The organism is Sporosarcina sp. NCCP-2331 (genome assembly GCF_023707945.1).
Taxonomy (GTDB): domain Bacteria; phylum Bacillota; class Bacilli; order Bacillales_A; family Planococcaceae; genus Sporosarcina; species Sporosarcina cascadiensis.
This window is the reverse complement of the sequence record NZ_BRCD01000003.1, coordinates 123,869-139,418: the sequence shown is the minus strand read 5'-3', so window position 1 is coordinate 139,418 and position 15,550 is coordinate 123,869. Positions and strand designations below refer to the sequence as shown.

Genomic DNA, 15,550 nt, shown 5'->3' with positions numbered 1-15,550 from the left:
TAAGTACTTACATTCAAAAGGAGGATTTAATTATGAAGACTTTAAAAGGACTTTTTCAAGTAAAGGGAACCTATATAGGAATCGCTGCTGCCATTCTGTTTCAAGTAATATTCTTCTCCGTTTGGCTGACGGCTTATCATGACGTAGAAAAGCGTGCGGGGAACTTGTCCATTGGGTTGGTAAATGAAGATGCTAACAAGGATATGCAATTTGCGGAACAGCTTAAACAGGCCGTTCCTTTCCGAATAAAAGAATATTCCGATCTCGAACAAGCTGCCGGGGAATTAAATGAGCGTGCCGTCCATATGATTATTCAAATTCCCGCCGACTTTTCTACTTCTCTCCAAGCAGGCAAAACGCCTTCCATAGACTACTGGATTAATCAGGCAACCGCATCCGCCACAAAAACTATGATGCTGCAAACTGCGCAGGAAGTGAGCCGGGAACTGAATCAACAATTTTTCTCTATACAGAAGACAGCCATGTCATCAGGAATCACGCAGGCCATTGCACAAATGCCGCTTGACCCGCCCATTGCACACTTGATTGGAAATGAAACAGTCTCCGCAATCGGTTCGCTTGATTCGGAACCTGCAGAAACGGTAGTTCATAAAACGAACAACGTAGAAGAATTCTCCGCGAACCTCGTACCTTTGATGGTCATCATCAGCTCATTTGTCGGAGCAATGGTCATGATCATGCAAATTAATGAAGCTGCCACATCCATTCGATCTTTGCACCCGAAGTGGAGTTTATTTTGGAGCAGGCAGATCATCAATCTGGCGGTGGCATTCTTGCTTCCTCTATTGACAATCAGCCTGATGAAACTATTTGGCATCAACAGCCAAGAAACATTTGCTATGATTTATCTGTTTCAAAGCGTCCTCTTCCTCGCCTTCTTGACCTTCGCGCAAGTTTTCGTCTTTTTATTCGGTAATTTGGGGATGGTCTTCAATATTCTTGCTCTGTCCCTGCAGCTCGTCACATCAGGAGTCTTAGTTTCACGTGAGTTATTATCGAACAGTTATCAAAAAGTAGCGGCTTTTTTGCCGGCTACGTACGGTGCAGACGGTTACTTTGCCATTATTTTCGGCGGGGGCAGTGGGATTTTAACGGAAAACATACGGCCTTTGCTGATAATTACTGTACTGGCATTTGGTTTGGCGGCGGGTGTAACAGCACTGAAGAGGTATGGGGAAAAAGCAGTAATTACTGAAAAGATAATTGAGTCACTGTAAGGAGTGCATATTGCCCTGTGCCTTCGCGCCGGCTAGAACAGTTCGGCCCGGAATGCTAAGATAAGAAGTAATCATACTGCCGGAAAGGAAGGATCTTTCATGCCACATCGGATTATTGATCAGCTTGAGCTGACGGGCTCTCCCCTTGACCAAATCAGCCAGGTACAGACACTGTTCGCTAAGCTTTTCGAGTTTGAGAACTTGGATGTCTTACTGAAGAATGAAGAATCGGTCACCGAAGCCTTTTTGCTGGATAAAATGGTGGAACGGGGCCGCGGCGGAGTGTGCTATGAACTGAACGGCCTGCTGCAGATCGTTTTGAAAGAATTAGGATTTGACGTTTCATTTGCTGCAGCTACAGTAGCCGACGAGAATGGCTGGATTTTGGACCGTACGCATACGGTGAATTTATTCGAATACGGAAGGACTCTCTACCTGCTCGACAGCGGTTCGGGCAACAATCTGCCGATGGCGCCGATTGCATTAGACGGCGAAACGGTCAGTTCTCCGTCAGGAAGCTACCGGCTGCGTACCGAAACAACTGAACGCGGCTCCATCGTCTGCGAACATCGGACGAAAAACGGTTGGGCATTGCACTATGCATTCGAACCTGATGTGGTCGGTTGGGAAGACCTGAACCGCATCAAAAAGTTAATTCATACCCATTCTGCGTCGCCATTCAACAAAACGCTGTTAGTCGCGAAAACGCTGGAAGACGGCACTTATTCGATCAATGAAAAACGCTTTAGCCGCAAATGGTCGGACGGACGGGCAAAGACAGTCCGTTTCGCCGGATCTGCGGAGATGCTGGAGCATATACGGCTTCACGCGGCACCTGCTGTTTATGAGGATGCTAAAAAGCTGTAAACATAAAAAAACACAGCCTCAATTACCCTGCGGCTGTGTTTTGTTCCAATTCACATTTTAAAAATATATACCCGTCCTTTTCATGCGTTTCATTCATCATAACAGGAATTCGTTCTTTGAAAATCGGCCCGTCGACCACTACCGTGTGGAATTCCCCCGATTCGCCGCAGCTATCAATGCCGAGCACCTCAAGTTCTTCCATCAGCCCGATCGTAAACCGCCTGCCAATAAATTCAGCGGGCATCATTTTCGTATTGACGACCACGATATATGCTTCAAAGCCTTCTGCAATGAATTCCTCCAGCAGTTTGCGGCGCGGCTCCTCCCAAAGCGGATGCACTGCTTCCATGCCGACTTTCGCACACATCGACTGCACCCAAAGCAGATGGTCTTCCAAATCGATATCCCCGAAAACGGCCTGTGGAATTCCGTGAGCTTTACAGACACGCATGGCATCGATGAATTGCGTCTCATAACCCGCCCAATCTGCTTTGCGTATCATCAGCGGGATACCGATCTGCTTTGCCTGAGCCTGCACAATTTCCAGCGGCAGTGCATGCGACTTGGAATGGCTCTGGTCTTTCTCGAACATCGTCCATAACATCGCGGGTGTCCTGCCGTCTTTTACTGCGCGGTGAAATGCCAGCGCAGAGTCTTTTCCGCCGCTCCAGGAAGAGACGAACTTTACGCCGCTCATTGTCCGTCCGCCCAGGCGATCCGTGCATCGACCGTGCGTGCCATGCGGATCAGATAGCAGCGGAATCCGAGCTTCGGCCAGAAATAAGAAGCCAGATGATTTGCCGTATACCAGTCCGTCATAATGTATTTATAGCCCGCCTTCTTCATTTGCGTGAAACTGTGATTGGCAATCGACTTGCCGATACCCTGTCCGCGCATATCAATATTCGTTGCAGCCTGAATGAGCGCCGCCGCCTTCCCCGGCGTTGTCATCGCATGCCTGTCGTCCGCAGGTGTATACAGATGAAACGCGACTGGCACGCCGTCCTGCTCCGCCACCCAGCTGCGCGTTCCTTCTTTTCCTTCATATGATTTCAGCACGGAGCGTTCCTGATCGAGTGCTTCCTGCGTAATCGGCTTCCATGCCGGCGCTTTCGCCTGATGCATGCTGTTCCAGGATGCCATTTTCTCCAGCAGCGACTGCTCCTCAGAAACTAATTCCTTCATCGTCACCAGGCTGTTCTCACCCGGCTGTGCCCGGTAACTTTCCAATGAAAGCGCGGCAAAACGCTGCTCGAAATGAAACGACTGCTCGAGAAGCTCGAAAATTAATTCGTCATTGCCGACCGGGACATCCACCACATGCTCAAAATAACCGTTGCGGACCCATTCTGCGCCTGCTTCTGTGTACATCAGACGCGCCAGCCGCGGATGCTCGTCCTCATGAATGACAAACGACGGATAGCCGATATACACCATGCGCCCCCGCGTCGCATCCTGGCGGTATTCATACAGCAGATACCCGATGACCTTCTCATCACGCAGCGTTACAAGGCCGCCGGTATACGGCTTCGCCATCTCTTCACGCAAACGTTCTTCCGCTTTCTCCTGCTCTTCAAACCGTTCCTGCAAAAATGGAAAACGCTGACGTTCATCCTGATGTCTCGCCGCCAGCAGCGAAGCCATCTGCGATATGTATTGATCTTCAAATTGAACAAAACGAATCAACCGAATCCCCTCCCGCTTAATTGTAAGTAAATTATATCATACCCCTCTTCCTTTCCAATGAAACGAACGGACCAGATTGTTACTGCTTGGCCAGCTTCATGATACCGGCCTGTTTGGGTTTCTTTACAACATATTGATAAAAGTTAGTTTAAATAATGAGATTGAGGGGAAAATGAGGGTGATAATATCTTAGGTGGATGAATTGCCCTTCAATCGGACATGCCTTTCAATCTCTTCCTTAACTGATAACATTTGCTTGGAGATGTAAGAAGCCTTACGAAAGAAAAGGAGGTTTTTTTATGACGAATAAAGATAAGCATCAAAACGATGTACAAAACGAGTCCCGGCGCAAGTTTCTGAAAAATTCAGGTTTAACTGTCGGCAGCCTGGTTGCGGGTGGAACTATAGCCGGGATGCTGGGTGCCAATCCGAAAACTAACCATCAGGACGCGACGGACACAGAGACCGCTTCAAAAGGGTATGAAAACCCGAACGAAGCCTTAATGTTCTTTACGCCTGCTCAATATCAAACGACTCAGGCAGCGACAGAACGTATTTTTCCAAAGGATGAGATCGGTCCTGGAGCCAAAGAGTTAAATGTGGCGATTTATATTGACCACCAGCTTGCCAGTCCGTGGGGAATCAATGCGAAAAATTATATGTCGGGACCATTTTTTGAGCCCGAACCTACACAGGGAGCACAATTACGTATTCTTCGGAAAGATATGTTCCGATTAGGTTTACAAGGACTGGATGACTACAGTCAAAAAAAATATCAGAAAGCATTTACTGAATTGGAAACGGAAGAACAGGATCAAGTATTGGTGGATTTTGAGGAAGGTAAAGCCTACCAGCTTGCCGCCGGTCTTTCGACTTCCGGATTCTTTACTATATTGAAGACACTGACAATTGAGGGTGTCTATGCAGATCCGATGTATGGCGGAAATAAGGAGATGCAGGGCTGGAAAATGCGGAATTACCCTGGTACCCGTATGAGTTATGCACAGGAAATTAAGGAAGAAAAATTTATAAAGCTGGATCCGCAAAGTCTGCGCAGCCATATGGGATGATAAATTAGGAGGGTGAATATGAGTAAAAAATTACCTAAAGTACCGGTTGTAATTGTTGGAATGGGATGGGCAGGCGGCATCATCGCCTCCGAATTAACAAAAGCGGGTGTTGAAGTTGTAGGATTGGAACGCGGCAAGGAAAGGCAAGTAAGTGATTTTTTAATGGTGCATGACGAACTTCGTTATCAGCATAGGGAAGATTTAATGCAAGATTTATCAAAGGAAACCATCACTTCCCGTAATAATGCGAAGATGAAAGCTTTGCCAATGCGGGAGTACGGAACCTTCATCGTTGGAGATGGCACGGGAGGCGCTGGGACTCACTGGAACGGACAAACTTACCGCTTTCTTCCCTATGACTTTGAAATTAAAACGATGACGGAAAAAAGATACGGGCCCGATAAAATCAAACCTGGTTATACAATTCAAGACTGGGGAATTACATACGACGAAATGGAGCCCTATTACGATAAGTTTGAAAAAATGGCCGGTATTTCAGGTGAGACGGTGGATCTGTACGGACCTCGTAAAAACCCGTATCCAACAGGTCCCATGGTCAAAACACCTATCATGGAAGATTTTGAAAAAGCTACGAAAAATCTTGGCTATAAACCTTATGTCATGCCTTCTGGGAATTTATCTGAACCGTATACGAATCCTGACGGCATTTCGCGCTCTGCATGTCAATACTGCGCGTATTGTGAAAACTTCGGTTGTGAGTATGGGGCCAAAGCAGACCCGATCGTCACGGTTATTCCGGTGGCGAAGCAAACAGGAAAACTGGATCTCCGGACGCATGCAAACGTAACAAAGATTTTAAATGACGGAAAAAAAGCGTCCGGTGTAATTTATGTAAATACCATTACGGGCGAAGAGTTTGAACAGCCGGCTGAAGTAGTCGTCATCGCGAGTTATGTATTTAACAATGTGAGATTTTTGCTGAACTCAGGTCTCGGAAAGCCGTATAATCCCGAAACCGGCACTGGTTCAGTGGGCAAAAATTATTGTTATCAGGTAACGGCCGGTTCTACCACTTTATTCTTTGAAGACAAACAGTTTAATTTATACGGCGGTGCAGGCGCATTAGGTATTGAGATTCCCGAATTTACAGGAGATAACTTTGACCATACGGATGTCGATTTCATTCACGGTGCCGGTATCCGCACCACCCAGTACGGGAATCGGCCGATTGCGAATAATATCGTGCCAAAAGGTACGCCTTCATGGGGATCCGAATTCAAGAAGCAATCGATCAAATACGCGAATAGTTCATACCCGGTAAAGATACAAGGAGCCAGCATGCCGCATGAGCAAAACTATCTCGATATAGATCCTACGTATAAAGATGCGTATGGCATACCTTTATTGCGCATGACGTTCGACTATACAGACCAGGATAAAGAGCTGGTGAAATATATGATAAAAGTAACAAGAAAGATTGCAGAAGAAATTGGCGCTGATCATATTGAGTCCATTGAAACGCAAGGAGAATTCAACGTTAATAAAGATTCAAATACGCATAATACAGGTGGTGTCATCATGGGGGCTGACCCGGAAACGTCAGCAGTCAACACATACTTGCAGATGTGGGACGCCCCAAATGTATTTGTTGTCGGATCTTCCGCCTTTCCTCATAACAGCTGCTTCAATCCAACTGGCACATTAGGTGCTCTTTCATACAGAGCAGCTGAAGGTATTCAGACATATTTGAAGACAGGTGAACCACTTGTATAAGATACCAGTGCCCAAAATATCTTTCATTTCGAGATGGCGCGGCTCCTCTAAGGAGAGATAGGAAAATCCTAAGATGCAAAATAGTAATATAAGCCGTTTTGGGATTATCTTATTAACGACTGGGGTATAAGTCATAATAAGTTTGCATTAAGTCCCTGAAAATCCGTTGCACTTGCTTACCAGACCGTAGATAAAATTCAAAAGTATCGTCTAAAAGGCAAATCAAATATTTGATACGAAAGGATGGAATCAAAATGAATTTAGCAGCTATCGGTGTGCCCGGGCTCATTATTATCTTGGTCATTATTTTAATCCTGTTCGGACCTCGGAAATTGCCTGAAGTTGGTTCAGCTGTCGGTAAAACACTAGCCGAGTTCAAGAAATCTGCGAAAGATATTATGGATGATGACAATGAGCAAAATAAAACAACCGTCAAAAGGATGGATGAAACTGATAAAACAGAAATTGATAAGTAGGTGAAACGATGGATCCGTACAGTGATCAAAACCGTAAAATCCTCAGTCCGCCAGATGAAAAGAATACTGAAGAGTCTGCGCCGTCTGATCACTCTGCAGAAACTTCTTCTACTAATACTGAACCTGAACATTCTTCTGATAAAGACTCGGCATTGATTGAACATCTGACAGACTTACGTAAACAGCTGATCAAAAGTGTTGCCATTTTCTTGGTATTCTTCATCGCAACATTCAGTACGATTAATTTTTGGTTTCCGTATATTACTAGAGGCTATCAGCTGGTCGTGCTCAGTCCGCTTGAAGTTATTTCATTCTACACGGCGATTTCTGCAGCTATGGCATTCGGTCTATCAATCCCTTTCCTCTGCCATTTTCTATGGCAGTTCGTCAAGCCGGGGTTGACGGAAAAAGAAGGACGCTTCCTGAGCCTGTATTCTCCGGCTATACTGATTTTGTTTATAGGCGGCTTGGCCTTTGGATATTATATAGTGAATCCACTGAGCTATAATTTCTTAATCAAGCTTGGGAATATGAATTTCGATGTCATGATTACCGCGAAGGAATACGGGCGTTTTCTATTAATGACAACCATGCCGATTGGTTTGCTTTTCGAACTGCCGATTGTTGCATTATTCCTTTCTGTCATCGGTATTTTGACTTCCGAATCGATGAAAAAGGTTCGAAAGTGGTCGTATGTTGTACTTGCGGTCGTTTCTGCACTCATTACACCACCGGACTTTTTTAGCCAGCTCATTATTTTGATTCCGATGATTGCTCTTTACGAAGTGAGCATTTTCCTAGTGACTCGCACGGAAAGACGTGTACTTCGTGAAGATCCTGTATAAAATGAAAAGATATATTCACTGGGTGCCCATCTCGTGGATATGCCTCTTTCTAATTTCCATTTCAAAAATACATACCCGCACGGCGAATTACATAAATTAAATGAATTTTCGGCTATTACATAGTATGCTAGAATTATTGCAAAAAGGAGTGACGACTGATGAAATTGGCATCGTTATGGAGATATCCCGTCAAATCAATGATGGGCGAGGAAATGAATGCATGTGAAATCACTGAAAAAGGCGTGCGCGGCGACCGCGGATACGGTGTGGTGGACGCGGAGACAGGAAGGCTGGCGAACGCCAAGAACCCGAAGAAGTGGCCAGAAATGTTCTATTATCGAGCAGCGTTCACCGACCCTGCGATAGCCGCCTCTGTCCGCATCACCCTGCCGACCGGCGAAACTGTATTAAGCACAGACGAAGACGTGAATCGGCGGCTGTCCGAAAGTTTCGGCCGCGACGTCCATCTCGCTGTTCCTACGGGTTTGGATATCGAATTCGAAGGCTATATCCCCGAAGGCATCGAGGAACTCGAGAACCCGGGAACCGTCTTCTCCCGCACTTCACCCAATGAAACCTTCTTCGATATCGCGATGGTGCACTTGATCACGACATCCACCATCGACAAATTACGCGAACTCGCACCCGAAAGCCGCATTGAACCGCGCCGCTTCCGTCCGAATCTCATTCTCGATACGCCGGACGCAGAAGGTTTCATTGAGGAAGAATGGGTCGGGAAAACGCTGTGGATTGGGGACGAAGTGCAGCTCCGCATACTGCAGCCGACGAAGCGCTGCGTCATGACGACATTGCCGCAGGGCGATCTGCCGCGTGATCCGAATGTGCTGCGGACACTGGCCCGGCAAAACGATGGCAATTTTGGCGTCTATGCGGAAGTCATTCAGCCGGGGCGGGTACAGATTGGGGATTTGATTCGGGTTGGCGACTGAGTAATTCTTTCGATAATATTCGTTCTTCAATATGATACAAAACAGACTTTCCGTTTCCTGACAGTTGGAGCGGAAGGTTTTTTAATATGTGCTTTGCAGGATTATTTTCGACACCAAAAAACTCCTTGCATTTTTTTCGTGATAACTCTCTGTCGAATACTGCAAAATATTCATAGACAGCCCGCTTCGTTGCGAATTTGGTGATATTCCCGCAACCTTTGCATAACCATTTCCGTTCACTCAGCCTGCGCAACGGGGAATAACAAACTTCACAAATACACCCTGGAGTCAAATCATTTACATCAATATTGAAATACTCACTAAGCGGAAAAGGATTATACACAGACTGCTGATTGGTAAATTTTCGGGTCAGACTTTTTATTTGCTGTATAGACAGCACAGTCTTTTCAAAAGGATTAGATTGAAAATAAAGAGGAAGGTGCTTGGCGTACACCAAGGTCAGATCTGAAGGAGCATGATGCACAGAAGTTTTTTGACTGGCTAAGACGATCAGGCTTTGAATGGGGATTTCAAAACCCTCTTCGGTCAGCCATTTTTGTAAATACTGACGGCTGTTCTCCGTTTGCATATGCAGGCATTCCATAACAATTGGCGGACGGTTTTCATACTGGCACTCAACATGCGGTGGATTTGTCCGGCAAATCAATCTCCCTGCTATATTCTTCACTTCCAGAATGAATAGTCCTGAAGGCGTGATGAGCAAGGTATCCAGCTGAATGCGAATGTCTTTTTCCATAAGCAGCTGTACATCTGTCAAAATAGTAACCGGCACATTGAATTGGCATCTTGCCAAATATTTGTCGGCTATCTTTTCACCGGCATAACCGGCTTTGACCCGGTAAAGCGACTCTCGCAACTCCTGATAACGTGGATGCTTCGGGTTCATCCTGGCCAATAAGCTAGGCAACCCGATTAGTAACAAAGGACGTTTTCGATAGATTTTAATTCTGCTTTCCTCCTTTTATGAGACATATAAATATTACCACAATATTTTGATTAATAAAACGAAATTTAGCGGACTCATATTTTTGATGGAGTTTTAGGTGTTCGGTAAACTCAGTAGTACTTAGGGTGAACTCCGCGCAGTTTGCGGTAAACTCAGCCTGATTCAGAAAACTCAACACGAATTGCGGATAACTCAGCAACGCTTTCGGCGAACTCTAACAACTATGCGGATAATTCACCCCATTACTCAAAAGAAACCCCTTTTTCCAAATGGAAAAAAGGGGTTTCTTACTCAATCAAACCGGCATCGGCGTATCAGTCGGCTTTGCATAGCCGCCACCGCCGTACTCCGTATCAATCGCGTCACGGATTTCTTTCATCGACTTGCCGTCCTGCTTCATCTGCACAGATTTCACAGCAATCTCCAGGCAGACCTGGCAGCGTGTGCCGTGGTCGTCCCAGACAACTGAACCGTCTTCGCGCACTTCATCGAGGAAGCAGTTCATATTGCTTTTATGGCCTGCACTTTCTCCGCAGCCGCAATAGCACGGCATATACTCTAGAACTTCCGTAGCTTTCCCGGCCACTTGATAAATCAGACGCATATCCTCCGGCTTATCATCCAAAAACGACGGCAAGACGTCAGCTGATGCAGTGACTTCCTGCAAATCGCCGTTCGGCAAATGCTCCGTATGGCCAGCTTCTGCCTTCGCCTGTACGTCTGAATGATCCGTTTCTGCCGGTTTCTCCGTGGCACCGTTTCCGCATGCCGCCAGCGCCAAAGTCAGCGCCGCCAGTCCAGCGAGCAATTTCTTTTTCATGTCTGATCCTGACTCCTTCGTATAGACGTAATGTCTCCAGTATACAAAATAAGCATGGGAAACGGACGCACAATTTTATGACAACTTATTGATTGCCTGTCATCTTGCCCGGAACGACATATTCGTCAAACTGCTCTTCTGTCAATAAACCTGTAGAAAGCGCCGCTTCTTTTAGCGTCGTGCCTTCCTTATGGGCTTTCTTCGCGATTTTCGCCGCATTTTCATAGCCGATGTACGGATTCAGCGCTGTAACGAGCATCAAGGAATTCTTCACCTTATTGTCAATTTCTTCACGATTCGGTTCAATTCCGACCGCGCAGTTATCATTAAAGCTGACCATGCCGTCCGCCAGCAGTTTCGCAGACTGCAGGAAGTTATAAATGATGACCGGCTTGAAGACGTTCAACTCGAAATTCCCCTGGCTTGCCGCGAAACCGATTGTCGCGTCGTTCCCCATGACCTGCGTCACGACCATCGTCAATGCTTCGCTCTGCGTCGGGTTCACTTTCCCCGGCATGATGGAACTGCCCGGCTCGTTTTCTGGAATCGTGATTTCACCGATACCCGAACGCGGTCCGCTTGCGAGCCAGCGCACGTCATTGGCGATCTTCATCAAATTAGCAGCCAATGCTTTTAGCGCGCCATGTGTGTAGACGACTTCATCATAGCTAGTCAGCGCATGGAATTTATTCGCTGCGGAAGTGAATTCGATGCCGACAGACTTCGAGATTTCTTCCGCCACTTTTTCACCGAATCCAGACGGCGCGTTCAGCCCTGTTCCGACTGCTGTGCCGCCGATTGCAAGTTCCTTCATGGAATCAACGCTCTCTTCCAGCATTCTACGCGTTTTCACTAACATTTCATGCCATCCGCTGATTTCCTGTCCAAGTGTCAATGGCGTCGCGTCCTGCAAGTGCGTACGACCGATTTTGATGATGTCCTTGAAGTCTTCGGATTTCTTATGAAGTGTCCCTTTTAATTGGTCGATCGCCGGCAATACTTCACGTTCGACTGCGATAACACCCGCCACGTGAAGTGCTGTCGGGAATGTATCGTTGGAACTTTGAGATTTATTGACGTCGTCATTCGGGTGCAGACGGTCTTCCTCGCCCCATTCCTCAAGCAACTGGTTGCCTCGGTTTGCGAGTACTTCGTTCATATTCATGTTCGATTGCGTGCCGCTGCCTGTCTGCCATACGACTAACGGGAAGTGTTCGTCCCATTTGCCTTCGATGACTTCTTCTGCCGCCGCTTTGATTGCTTTCATTTTCGCTTCAGATAAATTGCCGAATGAATGGCTCGCGATGGCTGCCGATTTTTTCAGATGGGCAAATGCTTGGATGACGCCAAGCGGAATTCGTTCGCCGCCAATCTTGAAGTTCTGCTTGCTACGCTGTGTCTGTGCTCCCCAAAGCTTATCTGCAGGTACTTTGATCTCTCCGAACGTGTCATGCTCAATACGATATTCCATCTTTCCATCCACCTCTCGAAATTGTAATCAGACTCTCACTCTATCATGCCCTATTTATTCGGAAATTTGAATTAAAAAGGGTTGGTGTGGCAGTTGCGTATCGTTGATTATGGCTCCAGCCGGGGAAGCTTTCCGGAGGGCGTGGCTGAGCCAAGCGAACAGCATAGGGTTCGCTTAGCCTTATTTTCTGTATACTTTGCAGAAATTAAGGCCGGCTATACTCATAACGTTGCTCCATCTTCCGCCACAATCAACTAGGAAGAATTTTCAACATGCAATTAATTATACATTTTGCGCACGAAATGCTTTCCGCACAATAGTCAAATAAATAACCAGTGCACTTGTGCTGCAGATTAAGATGATGATGCCCATTGGCCAGGCGGAGAAATCTCCGGCCAGGCCGACTAGTGGTGAAACGATTGCGCCGCCGATGAACGGCAGGAGACCGAGGAACGCAGCGGCGCTTCCTGCTGATTTCCCCTGGCTTTGCATGGCCAATGAGAAAGCGGATGTGGAGACCATTCCGACGCTTGATACGACTAGAAATAATGCAGTCGCCATTAATGCAAGCGGCCATTCATTCCAGACGGCTACTAATAGAAACAGACTGCCGGTGAAGGAAATCATGACGCCTGTACGCAAAAATTTCACTTCGTGGATCTTGCCTGCCAGACGCCCTGTAATTTGGGCGGCAATAATAATGCCGATACCATTCAGCGCGAAAAATAATGAGAATTGCTGAGGTGATACACCGTAGATATTTTGCAGCACAAACGGCGATCCTGCGATGTAGGCGAACATGCTCGACATGATGAAGCCCTGGGTCAGTGCGATACCCATGAACCATTTGTCTTTCAGCAGGCCGCCGAATGTTTTGACGACAGCGAGCATGCCGCCTTCTGCACGCTGTTCGACCGGCAACGTATCCGGCAGGAAGGAGGAAGTCGCCAGAAACATTACTAAGCCAATTGCCCCTAATATGAAGAACACCACTTGCCAAGACGCGAAGCTCAATACTACTCCGCCAGCAATCGGCGCCATGATCGGTGCTACACCATTGACAATTGACAGCATTGCCATGAATTTCGTTAATTCCTATGTACAGATCCCGCGCACAGGCCCGTGCAATGACGATGCCGGCTGCACCCGTCATTCCCTGAATGAAACGCAGCAAGACGAATGCCCAGATGTTTACCGTAAACGCACACATGACAGAAGCCGCCGCATAGACGATTAACGTAATGATGAGGGGTTTGCGTCTGCCGTAAATATCACTCATTGGTCCGAATACAAGCTGTCCCGCGCCTAATCCGATCAGGCAAGCAGTCAGACTTAATTGGGCAAGGGAAGCGGAAACGCCCATATCTTCCGCGACAATTGGCAGCCCGGGCAGATACATGTCCATCGACAGCGGTCCGAATGCCGTCAGCGAGCCGAGCAGCAGGACGAGCCAGACAGTCGGAAGCGGTATTTTCTTTTGAAGCTGTTTACCCATTTCACAAAACCCTTTTCTTCATTAGATTCTTCTTAGTATAGCATGAAGAAAAAATGCTGTTCTGTCAAAGCCTACAACTGCTTATGCCGCTAGAACAGTTGACAAATCTCTTTTTGTTCGAGCATTCATAATTTTTTTACACATATTCCGTTTCTTCAAGCGGTAACTTGAACCAAAAAGTATGATAGTGGTTTTTTATAGAATCCAATCCAATCCGACCATTATGATGCTCGATAATCTCTTTCGAAATCGCTAGGCCAAGCCCTGTTCCACCTGTCCCGTGACTTCGGGAAGCATCGCCTTGATAAAACCGTTCAAACACTTTAGCTCTTTCTTCCTCTGTAATCTCCTGACCTTCACTGCTGATTGAAACTCGATAACTTTCTCCCGAAACCTTGCCATGTATCCGGATGGGCTCTTTCCCTTCATAATAACGAATGGCGTTATCGATGATGTTGCTGAGAACTTGCGGAATGCCTCCGTTATATACATTCACCATCCCAGCATCAGCTTCAACTAGTACGGGGATGCCTTTTTCCTTTAATGTCCAATGAAACATTTCAATAGATTGCTCGATCAGCAACCGCATATCTACCCGTTCTTTTTCTGTGAAGGTTTGTTTCGAGACATAATCCCATTCCTTTAATTGCTCCAACTGTTCCACCATCGTGGTCAGACGTTTCGATTCACCGCTAAGCGCACCGAATAACTCTTTATCTCCTACAATGACACCATTGCGCAACGCAATAAGATAGCTCGTTAAGTTTGATAAAGGGGTTCGGAATTCATGGGAAAGATCCGTTACCAGCTTCTGCCGGGATTGCTGATTGTTTTTCAATTGTTGCACCAGTTCATTGAAATGGATGATCAATTCTCCTATTTCCCCTCTGGATTTTGTTTGAATCACCTCAGGATAATGTCCTTTTTTCATGTCCTTAGTAGATTCAATCAGCACTTTTAACGGACGAATCAATTTCCTCGTTAAATAAAAGTGAATAAGGCTTCCCATTAAAATGGTGGATATGCTGAATATCCATAAATACTGTAATAGAGTGGCATTAAAATGACTTTGTCCTTGTTCATTCATCGTCCCCATACCATCCACCAGCACACAGGCTGTATTATAAATAGCAAAGCTGCTGAGGATGATGAAAAGTGAGATTGCGAAGACATTTAAAAATGTCAATCGCCAGAGGAGCTGTTTTGGCAGCAACGACCTGATCAACTTAACCATACACAAATTTATATCCCATTCCTCGCACCGTGAGAATGCGTTTAGGGGAAGAGGGAACCTCCTCGATTTTCTCCCTCAGTTTCTTTACATGGACATCGATGGTCCGATCTAATACAACTTTATCGCCATACGGATACAATTGATGAAGGAGATCCTCTCGCGTAAAAACGATATGCGGATTCCCCATAAAATGGAACAATAAATTAAATTCATGTTTCGTCAAGTTTATTTTTTGATCGAAAAGCAGTACTTCTCCCTTTCTTGGTTTGATACATAGCCCGTCGTATGCAATCTTTTGACAGAATGGGCCGGTTCTCCGCAAGACCGCCTCCACATGTGCGAGAAGTTCATCCGGATCAAACGGTTTTGTCATATAATCATCGGCACCCATTCGTAACCCATTGATTTTATCATTCGTATGAACTTTGGCAGATAGCATGATAATAGACACTTCATTCTGCTCTTGGTCCTTCACCCATTTACAAAAATCTTCCCCGCTACATTTTGGCAGCATCAAATCCAGTACAATCAAACAAGGATGATGCTTGAGGAAAAGGTCTTTCGCATCCTCACCATCGACTGCCGCAATTACATCGTACCCTTCTTTTTTCAAATAGATGCAAATCAAATCACGGATTAGCTTGTCATCTTCAACTACTAATATGGTCTGCTTCACCTAATCACCTCCTCATTATTG

Annotated in this window: 14 protein-coding genes and 1 pseudogene; 7 read left to right on the top strand and 8 right to left on the bottom strand. The window is 46.2% G+C overall.

The window, feature by feature from the left end; all coding sequences use genetic code 11:
- The first annotated feature begins 32 nt into the window (after positions 1 to 32).
- A complete protein-coding gene (locus NCCP2331_RS03075) occupies positions 33 to 1,238 on the top strand; it encodes a YhgE/Pip domain-containing protein (protein ID WP_251668435.1) in 1,206 nt (401 codons plus the stop codon).
- A 99-nt stretch (positions 1,239 to 1,337) separates the two neighbouring features.
- The gene (locus tag NCCP2331_RS03070) at positions 1,338 to 2,105 is read left to right on the top strand and encodes an arylamine N-acetyltransferase family protein (RefSeq protein WP_251668434.1); all 768 of its coding nucleotides are present in this window, start codon (positions 1,338 to 1,340) and stop codon (positions 2,103 to 2,105) included.
- A 22-nt stretch (positions 2,106 to 2,127) separates the two neighbouring features.
- Here the strand turns inward: NCCP2331_RS03070 and NCCP2331_RS03065 are convergent, their stop codons facing one another.
- Both NCCP2331_RS03065 and NCCP2331_RS03060 read right to left on the bottom strand, forming a co-directional pair.
- Positions 2,128 to 2,802: a Dph6-related ATP pyrophosphatase gene (locus NCCP2331_RS03065; protein ID WP_251668432.1), complete on the bottom strand. Its 675-nt coding sequence runs from the start codon at positions 2,800 to 2,802 to the stop codon at positions 2,128 to 2,130.
- Positions 2,799 to 3,791: a GNAT family N-acetyltransferase gene (locus NCCP2331_RS03060; RefSeq protein ID WP_251668430.1), complete on the bottom strand. Its 993-nt coding sequence runs from the start codon at positions 3,789 to 3,791 to the stop codon at positions 2,799 to 2,801. Before NCCP2331_RS03060 ends, NCCP2331_RS03065 begins: the two co-directional genes overlap by 4 nt.
- Positions 3,792 to 4,090: 299 nt before the next feature.
- On the opposite strand from NCCP2331_RS03060, the gene NCCP2331_RS03055 reads away from it, so the two are divergent.
- The 5 genes from NCCP2331_RS03055 to NCCP2331_RS03035 all read left to right on the top strand — a co-directional run bounded on the left by NCCP2331_RS03055 (position 4,091) and on the right by NCCP2331_RS03035 (position 8,866).
- Positions 4,091 to 4,861, top strand: a complete 771-nt coding sequence (locus NCCP2331_RS03055) for a gluconate 2-dehydrogenase subunit 3 family protein (protein ID WP_251668428.1) — start codon at positions 4,091 to 4,093, stop codon at positions 4,859 to 4,861.
- Positions 4,862 to 4,879: 18 nt separating this feature from the next.
- Positions 4,880 to 6,595 carry a GMC family oxidoreductase gene (locus NCCP2331_RS03050; protein ID WP_251668426.1) on the top strand — a complete coding sequence of 572 codons (1,716 nt, stop codon included), beginning with the start codon at positions 4,880 to 4,882 and terminating at the stop codon, positions 6,593 to 6,595.
- A gap of 254 nt (positions 6,596 to 6,849) precedes the next feature.
- Complete coding sequence (gene tatA, locus NCCP2331_RS03045) at positions 6,850 to 7,071, top strand: twin-arginine translocase TatA/TatE family subunit (RefSeq protein ID WP_251668424.1); 222 nt, start codon at positions 6,850 to 6,852, stop codon at positions 7,069 to 7,071.
- Between the two features lie 8 nt (positions 7,072 to 7,079).
- Complete coding sequence (gene tatC / locus NCCP2331_RS03040; RefSeq protein ID WP_251668422.1) at positions 7,080 to 7,916, top strand: twin-arginine translocase subunit TatC; 837 nt, start codon at positions 7,080 to 7,082, stop codon at positions 7,914 to 7,916.
- A gap of 158 nt (positions 7,917 to 8,074) precedes the next feature.
- A complete protein-coding gene (locus tag NCCP2331_RS03035) occupies positions 8,075 to 8,866 on the top strand; it encodes an MOSC domain-containing protein (protein WP_251668411.1) in 792 nt (263 codons plus the stop codon).
- Here NCCP2331_RS03035 and NCCP2331_RS03030 read toward each other — a convergent pair.
- From NCCP2331_RS03030 to NCCP2331_RS03005, 6 genes and pseudogenes are all read right to left on the bottom strand, one after another.
- Positions 8,814 to 9,773, bottom strand: a complete 960-nt coding sequence (locus NCCP2331_RS03030; RefSeq protein ID WP_251668481.1) for a nuclease-related domain-containing protein — start codon at positions 9,771 to 9,773, stop codon at positions 8,814 to 8,816. The two genes, NCCP2331_RS03035 and NCCP2331_RS03030, sit on opposite strands and share 53 nt — an antisense overlap.
- Positions 9,774 to 10,128: 355 nt before the next feature.
- Positions 10,129 to 10,653 carry a PCYCGC motif-containing (lipo)protein gene (locus tag NCCP2331_RS03025; protein WP_251668406.1) on the bottom strand — a complete coding sequence of 175 codons (525 nt, stop codon included), beginning with the start codon at positions 10,651 to 10,653 and terminating at the stop codon, positions 10,129 to 10,131.
- Positions 10,654 to 10,738: 85 nt separating this feature from the next.
- Positions 10,739 to 12,124 carry a class II fumarate hydratase gene (gene fumC / locus NCCP2331_RS03020; RefSeq protein WP_251668405.1) on the bottom strand — a complete coding sequence of 462 codons (1,386 nt, stop codon included), beginning with the start codon at positions 12,122 to 12,124 and terminating at the stop codon, positions 10,739 to 10,741.
- A gap of 282 nt (positions 12,125 to 12,406) precedes the next feature.
- Positions 12,407 to 13,619, bottom strand: a pseudogene (locus NCCP2331_RS03015) (multidrug effflux MFS transporter).
- Positions 13,620 to 13,755: 136 nt separating this feature from the next.
- Positions 13,756 to 14,853 (bottom strand): sensor histidine kinase, encoded by a 1,098-nt coding sequence (locus tag NCCP2331_RS03010; protein WP_251668404.1) that lies wholly within the window; start codon positions 14,851 to 14,853, stop codon positions 13,756 to 13,758.
- Positions 14,846 to 15,529, bottom strand: coding sequence for a response regulator transcription factor (locus NCCP2331_RS03005; protein ID WP_153723431.1), 684 nt, complete (start codon positions 15,527 to 15,529; stop codon positions 14,846 to 14,848). Before NCCP2331_RS03005 ends, NCCP2331_RS03010 begins: the two co-directional genes overlap by 8 nt.
- Positions 15,530 to 15,550 lie beyond the last annotated feature (21 nt).

Bases quoted from the DNA above. Each gene is read 5' to 3' on its own strand.
- NCCP2331_RS03050 (WP_251668426.1), top strand. From the start codon at position 4,880: ATGAGTAAAAAATTACCTAAAGTACCGGTTGTAATTGTTGGAATGGGA.
- NCCP2331_RS03025 (WP_251668406.1), bottom strand. From the start codon at position 10,653: ATGAAAAAGAAATTGCTCGCTGGACTGGCGGCGCTGACTTTGGCGCTG.
- NCCP2331_RS03035 (WP_251668411.1), top strand. From the start codon at position 8,075: ATGAAATTGGCATCGTTATGGAGATATCCCGTCAAATCAATGATGGGC.
- tatC (WP_251668422.1), top strand. From the start codon at position 7,080: ATGGATCCGTACAGTGATCAAAACCGTAAAATCCTCAGTCCGCCAGAT.
- NCCP2331_RS03065 (WP_251668432.1), bottom strand. From the start codon at position 2,802: ATGAGCGGCGTAAAGTTCGTCTCTTCCTGGAGCGGCGGAAAAGACTCT.
- NCCP2331_RS03030 (WP_251668481.1), bottom strand. From the start codon at position 9,773: ATGAACCCGAAGCATCCACGTTATCAGGAGTTGCGAGAGTCGCTTTAC.
- fumC (WP_251668405.1), bottom strand. From the start codon at position 12,124: ATGGAATATCGTATTGAGCATGACACGTTCGGAGAGATCAAAGTACCT.
- NCCP2331_RS03075 (WP_251668435.1), top strand. From the start codon at position 33: ATGAAGACTTTAAAAGGACTTTTTCAAGTAAAGGGAACCTATATAGGA.
- NCCP2331_RS03055 (WP_251668428.1), top strand. From the start codon at position 4,091: ATGACGAATAAAGATAAGCATCAAAACGATGTACAAAACGAGTCCCGG.
- tatA (WP_251668424.1), top strand. From the start codon at position 6,850: ATGAATTTAGCAGCTATCGGTGTGCCCGGGCTCATTATTATCTTGGTC.
- NCCP2331_RS03010 (WP_251668404.1), bottom strand. From the start codon at position 14,853: ATGGTTAAGTTGATCAGGTCGTTGCTGCCAAAACAGCTCCTCTGGCGA.
- NCCP2331_RS03070 (WP_251668434.1), top strand. From the start codon at position 1,338: ATGCCACATCGGATTATTGATCAGCTTGAGCTGACGGGCTCTCCCCTT.